4 protein-coding genes are annotated in these 15,162 nt (G+C 72.6%); all 4 read left to right on the top strand.

What is annotated here, in order from left to right:
* Positions 1-47: 47 nt before the first annotated feature.
* The 4 genes from ACIQ8J_RS12915 to ACIQ8J_RS12900 are packed head-to-tail and all read left to right on the top strand — an operon-like array spanning position 48 to position 15,127.
* Positions 48-4,115 carry an amino acid adenylation domain-containing protein gene (locus ACIQ8J_RS12915; protein WP_403269968.1) on the top strand — a complete coding sequence of 1,356 codons (4,068 nt, stop codon included), beginning with the start codon at positions 48-50 and terminating at the stop codon, positions 4,113-4,115.
* Positions 4,112-13,429: an amino acid adenylation domain-containing protein gene (locus ACIQ8J_RS12910; protein ID WP_403607808.1), complete on the top strand. Its 9,318-nt coding sequence runs from the start codon at positions 4,112-4,114 to the stop codon at positions 13,427-13,429. The genes ACIQ8J_RS12915 and ACIQ8J_RS12910 overlap by 4 nt, the downstream gene beginning before the upstream one ends.
* Positions 13,426-14,469: a GSCFA domain-containing protein gene (locus ACIQ8J_RS12905; RefSeq protein ID WP_403269977.1), complete on the top strand. Its 1,044-nt coding sequence runs from the start codon at positions 13,426-13,428 to the stop codon at positions 14,467-14,469. The genes ACIQ8J_RS12910 and ACIQ8J_RS12905 overlap by 4 nt, the downstream gene beginning before the upstream one ends.
* On the top strand, positions 14,435-15,127 hold the full coding sequence (locus ACIQ8J_RS12900) for a hypothetical protein (protein ID WP_403269980.1): 693 nt from the start codon (positions 14,435-14,437) through the stop codon (positions 15,125-15,127). Before ACIQ8J_RS12905 ends, ACIQ8J_RS12900 begins: the two co-directional genes overlap by 35 nt.
* Positions 15,128-15,162: the final 35 nt, after the last annotated feature.

Raw genomic sequence — 15,162 nt, 5'->3', positions numbered from 1 at the left:
CCCGCGAACCCCTTGGACAAGCCTCCCGCAGAGGGGAAGAACCAGCTTTGCCCGCTCATCGCACGACCCCCCATTCCATCCCCGAGCAGCCGTCTTCGGTACCCGCACAGAACGCGGCCGTACCGAAGGCGGACCGCGCCGCACCGCTGGTCCCGTCCTTCGCTCAGCAGAGGCTGTGGTTCCTGGCGCAGCTGCGGGGCGCGAGCGAGGCGTACCACATGCCGCTGGCACTGCACCTCCAAGGCTCCCTGGATTGCGAGGTGTTGAGCCGCTCGCTGGACGCGCTCATCGCGCGGCACGAGGTGCTGCGTACCCGGCTGGTCGCGGTGGCGGGCGAGGCATTCCAGCGCATCGATCCGCCCGGCGCGGGCTTCGCCCTGCCGTTCCACGACCTGTCCGGCCTGCCCGATGCGGTGTCGCAACTCGCCGCCCTGCAAAGGGAGGAAGCCACCGAGCCGTTCGACCTGGCCCGGGGCCCCCTGATCCGCGGGCGCCTCGTCGTGCTGGCTCCGGACCGCCACGTACTGCTTCTGACGATGCATCACATTGTTTCGGACGGCTGGTCCATGGGGGTTCTGACCAGGGAACTCGGGGCGCTCTACGCCGCGTTCCAACAGGACGGGCCCGACCCGCTGCCGCCGCTCCTCGTGCAGTACGCGGACTACGCCGCCTGGCAGCGGCAGCTGCTGGCCGACGGCGCGCTGGCCGCCCAGAGTGCCTACTGGCAGGAAACCTTGGCGGGCGCCCCCGCGCTGCTCGAACTCCCCACCGACCGGCCGCGCCCCGCAGAGCAGGATTACCGCGGCGGCCAGGTGCGGCTCGCCTTCGACGAGGAGCTGACCGCCGCTCTCCATGCCTTCAGCCGCCGCCATCGCAGCACTCTCTTCATGACCGTGCTGACCGGCTGGGCCCTGACCCTTTCCCGGCTTTCCGGCCGGCACGACCTGGTGATCGGCACCCCGGTCGCCAACAGGCGCCGTACCGAACTCGAAGAACTCATCGGCTTCTTCGTCAACACGCTCGCGCTGCGCATCGACCTTTCCGGCGCCCCCTCGGTGGCCGAGCTGCTGAAGCGCGTGCGCGGGGTGGCACTGTCGGCCCTCAAGCACCAGGATCTGCCCTTCGAGCAGGTGGTGGAACTCGCCAATCCGTCCCGCACCCTCGCCCATACTCCCCTGTTCCAGGTGATGTTCGCCTGGCAGAACAACGAAGAGGGCGAGTTGACGCTGCCGGATATCGAGGTGACCGGGCTGGATTCACCGTCCGCCGTCGCCAAATTCGATCTGGCGCTGTCCCTGGGGGAAGAGAACGGGCGCATTGCGGGCAGTCTGGATTACGCGGACGCCCTGTTCGACCGCGAAACAGCCGAGCGTTATGGCCGCTATTTGAAGCGCGTTCTTGAGCAGATGGTCGAGGAACCCGACCGGGAAGCGGCCTCGCTTTCGCTGCTCGACGAGCGGGAGCGCCGGCAGGTCCTGGTGGACTGGAACGACACCGCCCGGCCGGTCTCAGACACGTCGCTGGTCGAGCGCTTCGAGGCCCAAGTGCGGCTGCGCCCCGACCAGTTGGCGCTGGTCTGCGCCGAGGAGCGGCTCGACTACGCGACGCTCGACCGCCGCGCCAACCGGCTCGCCCACGCCCTGCTCTCGCGCGGTGTGCACACCGATCAGCCGGTCGGTCTGCACACCGGGCGCTCGGCCGAGCTGGTGGTGGGCGTCCTCGGGATCCTCAAGGCCGGCGCAGCCTACCTGCCGCTCGACGCGGGGCTGCCCGCGGAACGCCTGGCCGGCATGGTGGCGGACGCCGCACCGGCCCTGGTCCTGAGCGACGCCGCGACGCCACCCGCCGGCTGGCACTCGCTGGCGGCGGTCGAAGCCGAGGGCCTCCGCACCGACGCGCCCGGCATCGCCGCCGCCCCTGGCGATCTGGCGTACGTCATCTACACCTCGGGCTCGACCGGCAGGCCCAAGGGCGTCGCGGTGACCCACGGCAACGTTGTCAACCTGTTCGACCACTGGCTGGACCGGATCGGCGCCGCGCCGGGGGAAGCGGCGTCCATGTGGTCGAGCATCGGCTTCGACGCCTCGGTCCACGAGATCCTGCTGCCGCTGACCACCGGGGCCGCGCTGCACCTCGTACCGGAGGAGCTGCGCGGTGATCCCGAAGCACTGGTGGACTGGCTGCGCACGCACCGCATCGCCCAGGCCTTCCTGCCGCCCGCCTTCATCAAGTGGATCGACGAGGACCCACGGGCCCGACTCGCCGGACTGGCCCTGCGCCAGCTGCTGACCGGCGTCGAATCGCTGCCCGAAGCGGCCCTGCACCGCATGACGCGACTGCTGCCGGGCCTGCGCGTCCTGTACGGGTACGGTCCGACCGAGACCACGCTCTACAGCACCGCCTACTTCGACCCTCAGCCGCTGGCGCGGCAGTGCCCGATCGGCCGGCCGATCGCCAACACCCGCGTCCACCTCCTGGACGAGCGGCTCGAACCCGTCCCGATCGGCGTGCCCGGCGAGCTCTACATCGCCGGCGCGGGAGTGGCGCGCGGCTATCTCGGCCGGCCGGACCTGACCGCCGAGCGCTTCCTGGCGGACCCGTTCGTCCCCGGTGAGCGCATGTACCGCACGGGCGACCTCGCGCGCCGGCTGCCCGACGGCGCCATCGAGTACATCGGCCGCCGCGACCACCAGGTCAAGCTGCGCGGCTTCCGCATCGAGCTGGGCGAGGTCGAGGCCGCGCTGCTCGACGAGCCCGGGGTGTACGAGGCCGCGGTCTTCGCCGACCGGACCGCGACGGGTGAACAGCGACTGGTAGCCGCGGTGGGCCGCAGCGGGCCCGAACCCGACGCGGGGCACGGCGAGACCGACCTCGCCGGGAGTGGCAGCGAGACCGAACCGGCCTCGGACCGCGCCGGGACCGAGCCTCAGTCGCTCGCCCAGTGGCGCGCCGCGCTGTCGCGGCGGCTTCCGGACTACATGATTCCGGCGCTCTTCATCGAGCTGCCGCGACTTCCGCAGACCCCGAACGGCAAGGTCGACCGCACGGCGCTGCTTGAGCTCGCCCGGACCGGCGGGCCCGCCCAGGTCAACCAGGCAAGCCCGCGCGACCACATCGAGCTGACGCTGTATCAGATATGGCAACGCCTGCTGCTCCAGCCCGAGATCGGCATCCGCGACAGCTTCTTCGACATCGGTGGCAGCTCGATCTCCGCGATCAAGCTCGCCCACGCGATCCGCGAGGCGTTCGGCGAGACCCTGCCGGTGCGCGACATCATCCAGCATCCGACCATCGAGGCGCTGGGCGGGCGGCTGCGCGAGGGCGCCGGGGGCCCGCCGCCGAGCAATCTGATCGAGTTCCGCGCCGGAGACGGCGCCGGGCGCGTGGTCTGCGTCCACCCGGCGGGCGGCACCGCCTTCTGCTATCTGTCGCTGGCCAAGGCGCTGCCCGATTCCGTCGGTGTGTACGGGATCCAGTCGCCCGGGGTCAATCCCGGTGAACCCTTCCTGCCCACGGTCGAGGCGATGGCCGAGGAGTATCTGCGGCTCATCGAGCCGCTCCTGGACGGGCCGCTGGTCCTGACCGGGCTGTCCTACGGCGGCCTGGTCGCCCACGAGATGGGCCGCCGTCTCGCACTGGCCGGCGCCGGTCCGAGCGTCGTCCTGCTGGACACCCAGGCCACCGACGATCCGGTGGAACAGGCGCTGGTGGAGCCGGTGGAGATGGCCGAGTTCCGGGACAAGCTCGTGAAGTTCAACGGGATGTATCCCGGCATCGAGGACCGCCAGATCGACCAGTACTTCCACATCTACAACCACAACCGCCTGACCGCCCGCGACCACCGCCCGGCGCACTCCAAGGCCCGGCTGGTCCTGGTCCAGGCGGTGGGCGGTGCCCCCGAATCCGCGGGCCGGGTCCGCGCGTTCTGGCAGAGCCGCGCGGATGGCGGGCTGCTGGTGGAACCGCTGGACTGCGACCACTGGGAGGTGCTGGAGAACCCGGCGCTCCCCCGGGTCGCCGCCCTGCTCGACTCCGAACTGACCCGACTGCGCACGGCGGGCCAACTCCCGTCCGGTGCGGGCACGTTCGGCCCCGATCGCGCCCAGGAGGCATGATGCAAGCCAGCCCGAACCCCCGGGGCGGGGCCGATACGGCGGCCGGGTCCGTGGACGCTCAGGCCGGCGGGCCGACCGGGGGCGACGCCCGGTCCGCCGCCCCCGGCCTCGCCCGGCGCGTACTGGCGCAGGCACGCCGTACGCCGGATGCCGTCGCCGTCGTGGACGGCGGCCGGTCCCTCGACTACGCGGAGCTCGACACCGCGAGCGCGGTCGTCGCCCACGGTCTGAGCCGCGGCGGGATCCGGCCCGGCGACGCGGTGGCCGTCTGCCTGCCGCGCTCCTGGCAACTGGTCTGCGTCATGCTCGGCATCCTGCGGCTCGGCGCGACGGTGGTGCCGCTGGACGTCCAGAGCCCTCCCGAGCGGCGCCGCCACATCCTGGCCGATTCGGCGAGCGTGGCCGTGGTGCACGGTGAATCCGCGCCCGCCGAACTGCCGGACAACATACGGCAGTTGAGCGCCTTCACCCTGCTGAGCGGTCGACCCGCGCGCCTGCCGCGGGAAGCGGCGCCAGCGGCGGTCTCCTTCCTCTTCTACACCTCGGGCACCACGGGACGCCCCAAGGGCGTCGAGGTGCGCGATGCCGGGATTCTGCGCCTTGCCCGCCCCGGGTACATCGAGCTCGGCGAGGCCGCGCGCTACTCCTGTCTGTCCAACCCGGCCTTCGACGCGCTGAGTTTCGAGGTCTGGGTGCCGCTGCTGACCGGCGGCTGCTGTGTGATCCTCGGCGACGAGACCGTACAGACGCCCCATCTCCTCGCGGCGGCGCTGGAGAGCGAGCGCATCGACACGGCGTTCATCACCGTCGCGCTGTTCAACGCGGTGGTCGACAGGATGCCGCACTGCTTCGCGGAGGTCGGCCAGGTCCTGGTGGGCGGCGAGCAGCTCAACGCCCGGCTGATCCGGCGCTGGTACCGCGCCAACGCCGACAGCACCACCCGGCTCTACAACGTGTACGGACCCACCGAGTCCACCACCTTCGCGCTCTGCCACCCCATCCCGCGTGAGTTCGACGGCGACGTGGTGCCGATCGGGCGGGCGCTGCCCGGCACCGTCGCCCTGCCGGTGGTGGACGGGTCCCGCCCGGCCGAGCCCGGCGAGGTGGCCGAACTCCTGCTCAGCGACGAGGGGTTGGCGGTCGGCTACCGGAACCTGCCCGAGGAGACCGGCCGCCGCTTCGTCCGGCTGCCCTGGCTCGACGGCGGCCGCGTCCTCCACTACCGCACCGGCGACCTGGTCCGCGGCGACCGCGAGGGCCGGATCAGCTATGTGGGCCGGGCCGACCGGCAGGTCAAGGTGCGCGGCTTCCGCATCGAACCCGGCGAGCTGGAGCGGCAGATCGTCACCCACCCCGCGGTCCGGCAGGCCTATGTCTGCACCCGCCGCGACCCCGACCACGGAGCCGACGAGCTCCTCGCCTACCTGGTCCTAGGCGCCGACCTGTCGTACGAGGAGTTCGCCCGGCATCTCGCCGACGGCCTCCCCGCCTACATGCGGCCGCACCGGATCCATCTGGTGGACGAGCTGCCGCTCAACGCCAACGGCAAGGTCGACCAAGCCGCCCTGCTCGCCTCCGATTCCCCGCCCTGGCGGTCCGATGCCGAGGCCGTGCCCACAACCGGCCATCAGCAGGCGGTACTTGACCTGGCGTCGCAGATCCTGGGCGTCCCCGGGCTGCGGCTCGGCGACGGCTGGATCGCGCATGGCGGCGACTCCCTCAAGGCCCTGCGGTTGCGCTTCGAGATCCGGCGCCGCTGGGGCTGCGAGATACCCCAATCCCTGGTTCTTCAGGGGGACTTCACGCAACTCGCCGCAGCGATCACGCCGGGTCGCACCCACGAGTCGCCCTACCCCGTGCCCGCCGCTCCCGCGGGTGCGTGCTCGGCCCCGGCCACCGCCGAGCAGCAGCGGCTCTGGCTCCTGCACCAGCGGGAGCCGGGATCCACCGCGTACAACGTCCCTCTCGCCTTCCGTCTCGACGGCGCGGTCGACATCGCCGCGCTGCGGCACGCGCTCCGGCGGCTCGTGGCACGCCACCCGGCGCTGCGCACCGCCTTCGAGCCCGCGCCCGAGGGCCTGACGCAGCGGGTCGCGGAACCGTACGACCCATGGCTCGACCCCACTTCTGCAACCTCCGACTGGCGCGCCTTCGCCCACGGGTTCTTCTCCACGCCGTTCGATCTGTCGGACCCTCGGCTTCTGCGGTCGTGCGTACTGCCGCGGCCCGACGGGGCTGTGCTGCTGCTCCATCTGCACCACATAGCGGTCGACGGCTGGTCGCTCAACGTGCTCTTCCGCGAGTTGTCGGCCGACTACGAGGCCGGCTACGAGGCCGCGCCGGACGGAGAGGCGGTCCGGGAGGAGTCCGCGGCGGTCCACACTCCGCTCGACTTCGCCACCTGGCAGTCCGACTGGTTCGCGAGCTCCGCCTACCGGTCCCAACGCGCCGAGCTGGCCCAGCACTTCAGTGCGCTGACCGAGCGAGACGAATCGCCGCTGGAACCCGTCCGTCCCCCAGGCGCGGGACGGTTGCTGCTCGCCTCGCTCGATCCGGGCCGCCGCGCCACCCTGGACCGGCTGACCGCCGAACTGGGCCTCACCCGCTTCCAGGTGCTGCTGAGCGTCTTCACCTGGAGCCTGTACGGGGTGACCGGCCGGACCCGCCCGCGCATCGCGGGGCCGGTGGCCAACCGGCCGGTGCAGGAATTCGAGTCCAGTGTGGGCATGTTCGCCAACACCGTTCTGCTGCCCCTGAGTTCGGCGCCGCGCGAAGCCCTGCGAGCGCAGCTCGGGCGGCAGGCCGCCGACGTCCAGGCGGTGCTCGACCGGCAGGACGTGGCGCTCGCGGATGCGCTCGCCGACGCGGGCGCACGCTCCGACGGGCCGCCGTTCGACTTCATGTTCGTCCTGGAGAACACGGACTTCGGCGCGCTGTCGCTGCCGGGCTGCGACACCCGGCCGCAGTGGCTGGCCCCCGCCGACGCGAAGTGCCCGCTGACGCTGTCCGTGGTCGAGCACGAGAGCGGCTTCGACTGCCTGTGGGAGTACGCCGACGACCACTTCGACGGTGAGGAAGTGCGGGCGCTGGCCGATCTGTTCGGACGCGGTCTCGACAGCCTGGCCGAGAGCGGCGACCTCACGCTGGCGGAGTTGGTGGCCCCGTACCGGCGCGGCCTGCCGGATCCCGGGATCGGCGCGTCGACTCCCCTTTCCTTCACCACCGTTGCCGACGGCTTCGCACGCCAGGCCCGCCGCACACCCGACGCCATCGCGCTCGTCGCGTCCGGCCGCGGTGTGACCTACGCCCAACTCGACACCCACGCTGCGGCGTTGGCGGCCGAGCTGCGATCCCGCTTTCCGCATCCGCAACAGTCCGGCAGCGTCGCGCTCCACTTCGAGCCCTCGATCGAGCATGTGGTGGCACTGCTCGCACTGGCGCGGCTCAACCTCACCATCGTGCCGCTCGACCCGGCCTACCCGCCGACTCTGCTGCGCCAAATCCTGGACCAGGCAAGGCCGTTGTGCCTGCTGGTCGCACCGGGTGGCGAGGCCGCCGTCGACGCGATCGCCCCGGACGGGCTGGTACGTCATCCCGTCACGCTGTCGGCCTCCGCGGCCCCCGCGCTGCCGCCGCACGACGGCCTCCGGCCGCTGTACACCCTGTTCACCTCCGGCTCCACGGGCACGCCCAAGGGCGTCCAGGTGCCCGACCGCACGCTGTGCAACCTGCTGCAATGGCAGAGCCAGGAGGGCGGCCTCGCGGGCGGCGCGGTCACCCAGCAGTTCTCCATGCTGTCCTTCGACGTGTCGTTCCAGGAGATCTTCGGCACGCTGTGCGGCGGCGGCACCCTGCACCTGGTGCGGCCGGGCCTGCGGCAGGACGCGCCCGCGCTGCTCGACCGGCTCGAAGCGGCCGGTGCCGAGCGGATCTTCATGCCGTACGTCGCCCTGCACCTCCTGGCCGAGCACGGGGTACGGCTCGGCCGCTACCCGTCGAAGCTCCGCGAAGTGGTCACCGCGGGCGAGCAGTTGCTGTGCACCGACGCCATCCGGCGGTGGTTCGCCGGGATGCCCGGTGTGCGCCTGTTCAACCACTACGGCCCGACCGAGACCCATGTGGTCAGCAGCCTGTGCCTCGAAGGCGACCCGGCGAAGTGGCCGGCCCGTCCTGCGATCGGCGGTCCCATAGCCCAGGCCCGGCTGCTTGTCGTCGACGAGGACGACGAGCCCGTCCCGCCCGGCTGTCCGGGCCGCCTCCTCATCGGCGGAGTGATGGCCACGCCCTGCTACCTGGGGGATGCGGCACTCAATGAGGCCCGCTTCGTGGAGCTGGCCGGGCTCGGCCGCTTCTACCGCAGCGGCGACCGGGCCCGCTTCGACCGTCAGGGTCTGCTCCACTACCTCGGCCGCGACGACCAGCAGATCAAACTCAGCGGCCACCGGCTGGAGTTGGGCCAGGTCGAATTGGCACTGCTGCGGCATCCGGACATCGTCAACGCGGTCGTGGTGCGCGACGGCGAACGCCTGGTGGCCTGTCTGCAATGCCGCGGGGATTCGCCCTCGCCGCAAGACCTGGCCGGCCATCTGGCACCGCTCCTTCCCCCGTACGTACGGATCGACCGCTTCCGTCGGCTCGAAGCGCTGCCGCTGACGCCCAGCGGCAAGCTGGATCGCCGTACGGTCCTGTCCGCTCCCGGCGAGGAGCTGCGCCCGCGTACCGCCGCCGCACCCGTTGTGTCGGCGCGCGAGGCCAGGTTCAGCGAGCTGTTCGAGGAGGTGACAGGGCGGCGGGTCGGGCCCGAGCAGCGGTTCTTCGACGCGGGCGCGTCCAGCCTCGACCTGATGCGCTTCCATCTGCGCTGCACCGCCGAGCCCGGCCCGCAGTTCACCATCCCCGACCTGTTCGAGCACGTCACCGTCCGCAGGCTGGCCCGTTTCCTCGACGGCCGCCCGACCGAGGCCGCACCCGGCGCGGAAGTTCCGGCGGCCGCTGACGAGCCGGCCGTGGACGAACCGGTCGCCGTCATCGGCATGGCGGTCCGGCTCCCCGGAGCGGAAAACCTCGCGGCCTTCTGGGAGTTGGTGACGTCCGGCGGTCGCGGCATCGAGCACTTCGAGGCGGCCGAGGGCCTGGTGGGTGCCCGGAGTCAGATGGCGGGTCTGCTCGACTTCGACCCGGAGCACTTCGGCATCAGCAGGCAGGAGGCCCGCCTGATGGATCCGCAGCAGCGCCATCTGCTGATGAGTTCGGTCCAGGCGCTCGCCCACGCGGGCATCGCCGACCCTGCCGGGCAGCGCATCGGCATGGTCGCGGGCTGCGGCGAGAACACGTACTTCCAGTCCCTGCTCCGCGAGGCCGACCCCGAGCAATTGCCCGACGGCTTCCAGCTGGCCCTGCACCACGACAAGGACTTCCTCACCACCAAGGTGGCGTACCACCTCGATCTGTCGGGTCCCGCCTTCACCGTGCAGGCGGCCTGCGCCAGTTCGCTGGTGGCGGTGCACGTCGCCGCCGGCCTGCTGCGCCAGGGCGAGGCCGACGTGATGCTGGCGGGCGGCGTGCTGGTCGACACCCTGCTGAGCGAGGGCTACGCGTACCGGCCGCAGCACATCTTCTCCCCCGACGGACACTGCCGCCCCTTCAGCGACGACGCCGACGGCACCATCGGGGCCAGCGGGGTCGGCGTCGTGGTGCTGAAGCCGCTGCGGCTCGCGCGGCGGGACGGCGACACGGTGTACGCGGTGATCACCGGCTCGGCGGTCAACAACGACGGCTCCGGAAAGCTCAGTTACAGCGCTCCCTCGCTCGCCGGGCAGCGTGAGGTGATCCGTTCCGCGCTCCGTCGCAGCGGTCGCGGCGGCGCCGACATCGGCTATGTGGAGGCGCACGGCACCGGGACCCGCCTCGGCGATCCCGTCGAGGTCGGGGCGCTGCGCCAGGCATTCGGCCCGGACCTGCCGGACGCGCCCGGGGACCACCGCTGCGCCCTGTCGTCGGTGAAGAGCCAGATCGGCCATCTGGGCGCGGCCGCGGGCGTGGTGGGCCTGGTGCGGGCCGCCCTCTCGGTCCACCACGGCGTGATCCCGCCGACCGCCGACTTCCGCCGGCTCAACCCGCAGATCGGCTCCGACCCGGCGCCCTTCCACATCCCCACCCAGGCGCACCCCTGGCCCGCAGGCCGACCGCGCGTGGCGGCGGTGAGCAGCTTCGGCATCGGTGGCACCAACGCCCATCTGGTCCTTGAGCAAGACGCTCAACCGCCTGCGGAACATGGTGAGTTGAGCGAGTGGCGTAACGACGAACCGCCCTGTCTCCTCCTCTCCAGCCGCAGCGCGGCGGGGCTGCGCATCGACGCCGGGCGCATCGCCGACTACCTGGAAGCCAGTCCCGCAACGTACGACCAGGTGGTACGCCATCTGCGAGCGGGGCGGCCCGCCCATCGCCATCGGGCTGCGGCGGTGTGCGCGGATGCGGCGGCCGCGGTGGCGTGGCTGCGTACGGTCGCAGGTGCCGTGGCGACGCCGAGCGGGGAGACTCGCCCGGCCGAAGACCTGACGGCCGCCGGACCGGTCGCCGCCTGGCTCGCCGGGGAAGCCGTCGAACGGCCCGCCGGGCCCGCGCAGGCGCCCTGGGACTTTCCGCCGCCCGCCTTCGACCTGGCCACCTACGATTTCGAACGCGCCGCCGCCGTAACCGCCGATCCGGGTTCCCGGGAGTGGCCGCAGCGGCTGCCCGAGGAGGAGTGGCTGTACCAGCCGCACTGGGTGCGGCTGAGCCGCGCCGTCACCGGCGGCACGGTCCGCACTCCGGGGGTGCTGGTGGTGGTGACGGCCGGGCCCCTGCCGCGCGCGGCGCTGCTTCCCTTCGAGGCGGCGTACGACCGGGTGGTTCGGGTGCACGCCGCCGGTGCGTTCGCGCGGCTTGCGGACGACCGCTTCGAGGTCGACCCGGCCGATCCCGTATCGCTGCGGCAGCTGCTCGACGCGCTGCCCGACGGCGACGGGACCGGAATCGACTGGCTGCACGCGCTGCCGCTGGCGGTCGACGGCGAGGTGGGTGCGGACGCGCTGGACCGCGCCCGCTGGGCCTGTCTCGACACTCCCGCCGCGCTGCTCCAGGCCGTGACGGGCTCGTCCCGCGCGGCACGCCTGCGGCTCTGGTGGCTCTCGCACCGGGCCCAGCCCGTCGAAGGAGCCGTCCAGCGACCGGAGTTGGGGCTGCTCGCCGGGGTCTGCGAGGTGGGTCCCCAGGAGTGCGGGGTGAGCGGGCGCTGGCTCGATCTGCCGAGCGGCGATCCGGCCGACTGGGCGGCGCTGCTTCCGGGTCTCCTCGCCTGGGACGACACCGCGCTGCCGCGGCGGCTCGCGCTGCGGCAGGGCTACTGGTGGCGGCAGGCCCTCCTGCCCGTGACCGCGCCCGCCCTGGCGACGCCCCCGGCGGCGGAGGGAGAAGGAGAGGTCCACCTCGTCCTCGGCGGCACCGGAGGCATCGGCGCGGCCATCGCGGCCTGGCTCCTCGCGCGGTCCGACTGCCGGGTGATCCTGCTGGCCCGGCGGCCGCGGCTGCCCGCCGATCTCGCGCCGTGGGCGGACCGCGTCGAGCTGATGGCGGCCGACCTCGCCGAGGACGACACGGATGCGATCCTCGCCCGGCTCGACCGGCTCGCCCCCCGGATCGACGGCGTGGTGCACGCGGCCGGCGTACCGGGCGGCGGTCTGATCGGCAGGCGGGACGCCGCCGCGATGGGGGTCCCCCCTGGTCGAGCGGAGCCGAGACCTTGGGGGAGGGACGCCGCCGCGATGGGGGTCCCCCCTGGTCGAGCGAAGCCGAGACCTCGGGGGAGGGAGGCCACCGCGGCCAAGCTGGGCGGCGCCCTCCTGGTCGAGCGGCTGATCGCGCTGCACCGGCCGGGTTTCGCGGCGTACTGCTCATCGATGTCCGCGCTGTTCGGCGGCGTCGGCCAGTTCGACTACGCCGCCGCCAACGGCCTCCTCGACGGGTTCGCGCACTACCGGGCCGGGACCGCCGAGAGCACGGTGCGGATCGGCATCGACTGGGACATCTGGAACGAGGCCGGCATGGCGCGCGACGCCCTGACGACGGACCGCCGGCACCAGGCGCACCTCGCCGTCGGCCTGACGGTGAAGGAGGGGCAGCGGCTGTTCGCGCGTGCCCTGCGGCTGCAACTGCCCCAACTGCTGCTCTCCACCACGGACATCGAGCAGGCCCGCACCTTCTACGAGCCGTCGACGGCCGCGGAGCAGGAGACCCGCACCGAAACAGCGGCGCCCATCGGCGAGTTGCTCACCGACTGGCTCTGCGGCTGGCTGGGCGTGGACGAGCTCGATCCTTCGGTCTCGCTCTACGACTACGGCGCCGACTCCCTCACCATGCTCGATCTGATCAGCAAGGTGAAGCGGCACTGCGGCATCGACCTCGAACTGTCCCAACTCACCCACGAGGCGAGCCTGTCCGAGGTGCTGGCACTGCTGGAGCGGGCGGCACCGGTGGACGACGACGTCCCGCTGGAGGTCTGGCAGACCGGCACCGGCCGCGAGGTGCTGTGCCTGGTCCACCCGGTCGGCGGCGACATCCAGGCCTACCGGGCGCTGGTCTCCGCGCTGGACGAGCGCTTCACCGTCTGCCTGATCGCCGACCCGGCGCTGCGCAGACCCGAGCTGCCGGCCTGGTCCCTCGCCGACCGGGCGCGGCGCTATCACGCGGCGCTCCAGGCCCGGTTCCCGGGCGGCATCTGGCGCCGACGGCTGGTCGGCTGGTCCTTCGGCGCCTGGGTGGCGCACGCGATGGCGGCCGAGGCGGAGGCGGCCGGGCGGCCCGTCGAAGGGCTCTGTCTGCTGGACCCGCCGCCGCCCGACGCCGGACCCCGCTTCGAGGCGTACGACGGCACCGAGCTGGAGTCGGTCTTCGCGCACGAGCTGGGCCAGGGCGGTGCGGAGCCCCGGGCGAGCGAGGGGGCGCGGTCGTACGCCGAGCGGCTGGCGCGCTGCTGCCGGGCCAACCTGGCGAGCATGGCGCGGCACGAACTGCCGTCCCTGCCGGGCACTCCGGCCCGCCTGTGGCTCGCGAGCAGACCGGTGCCCGGACTGCCGGACCTGGGTTCGACGGAGCACCAACTGGACCTGTGGCACGGACAGTTGGCGAACCTCACCGACTGGGAGTGTCTCGACACCACCCACTACGACCTGGTGCGGCCGCCGCAGGTGAGCGTGATCGCGCACGCGATCAACACCGAACCGCCGACCCCTCAGCCGTCCGTCCTTCCGTCCGACCAGCCGAGGCCGACGCCATGAACCCCTACCAATCGCTGCCCGCCCGCTCGTTCTGGCGCACCGCCGTGGCCGAACCGGACATGCTGGACATCGACGGACTGTGGACCCCCAAGTTCCCCATCGGGCAGGACGATGTGGTCCTGACCGCCGGGTCCTGCTTCGCCCAGCACATCGGCCGTGCGCTGGTGGAGCGCGGGATGAACTGGCGCGAGGCCGAACCCGCCCCGCCGGGACTCACCGAGGCCGAACGGCAGGCCCGGCACTACGGAACGTTCTCGTTCCGCACCGGCAACATCTACACCGCCGCGATGCTCCGCCAGTGGCTGACCTGGGCGCACGACGAGTCCGCGGCGCCCGAGGAGGTCTGGCACGAGGACGGCCGGTACTTCGACCCGTACCGTCCCGGCGTCGAGCCCGAGGGGTACGCCTCGGCCGGAGAGGTACGGTCGGCGCGCCGCGCGACGCTGGCCGCGATCCGCGGCGCCGTAGCCGGGGCGAGCTGCCTGGTCTTCACGCTCGGCCTGACCGAGGCGTGGCGGGACCGCACGCACGGCACGGTCCATCCGGTCTGCCCCGGCACCGTGCGCGGCACGTTCGACGCCGACCGGCACGTCTTCCACAACCACACCTTCGCCGAGGTCCACCACGATCTGTCCGCGGCGATCGAGCTGGCCCGCGCCGCCAACCCGGAGCTGCGCGTCCTGCTCACCGTCTCGCCGGTGCCGCTCACCGCGACCGCCACCGGCGGCCACGCGCTGACCGCCACGACGTACTCGAAGTCCGTACTGCGGGCGGTGGCCGGGCAGTTGGCCCAGGAGCACGCGCACGTCGACTACTTCCCGGCGTACGAGATCGTCACCGGCTTCCCCTTCAAGGCGGCCTTCTTCGAGCCGAACCTGCGCTCGGTGACGCCGCGGGGCGTCGCCTTCGTCATGGGCCGGTTCTTCGACGCGCTCGCCGACCGCCCGGCCGCCCCGGGCCGGGCCCGCCGGGCCCGGCCCCGAGCAGGAGAGGACCTCTGGTGCGATGACGCCGTACTCGACTACTACAACCCCCGCTAGGTTCCTGCTCCTCGGCGACTCCCACGCGGGCCCGATCGGCCGGGCCGCCAAGGCCGCCGGCATCCCGTTCCAGGGCGGGCCCATCGGCGCCGGGCGCGAGTTCAACGCGGAGTTCTTCGATGTGCGCGAGGGCGATGTCGTCTTCCGCAAGGCGGAGGCGGAGGCCCACTACCGGGGATTCCTGAAGGAGTTGGGCGCGGCGGGGCTCGGCGGTGTCGGTGTGCCGCTGGTGTGCACGTTCGGCTTCAGCGCGCACTTCCTCGCCACCACCGAGAACTGGCGGATCTACCGGGTCCCCGGCGGCGGCTTCGCGCCGGGATTCCTGACGAGCGGCCTGTTCGACGCGGTCGTGCGCGCCACGGTCCGCGACGCGCTCGCCTTCTACGGCCATGCGCGCGCCCTCGGTCTGCGGGTGCTGGCCGTGATGCCACCACAGCGCGTGCCCGGTCTGTCCGACCCGGCCGTGTTCATGGCGGCGCAGGAGAGCGTGCGCGGCGCGCTGGCCGAGCTCGGCGTGGAGATCGTGGACCTGCGGCCCCGCGTCACCGACGAACAGGGCGCGCAGCGACCGGAGTTCTGCGAGAGCGACGACACGATCCACGGCAACCTCGCCTTCGGCCGGCTCATCCTGGCCGAGCTGCTCGCGCGAGGACTGTGACCGACCAGGCCCCACCATCCGGCGACCGCCGTACG

The sequence above is a fragment of the Streptomyces sp. NPDC094147 genome, assembly GCF_044764265.1.
GTDB lineage: Bacteria > Actinomycetota > Actinomycetes > Streptomycetales > Streptomycetaceae > Streptomyces.
This window is presented reverse-complemented; position numbering and strand designations above follow the sequence as displayed.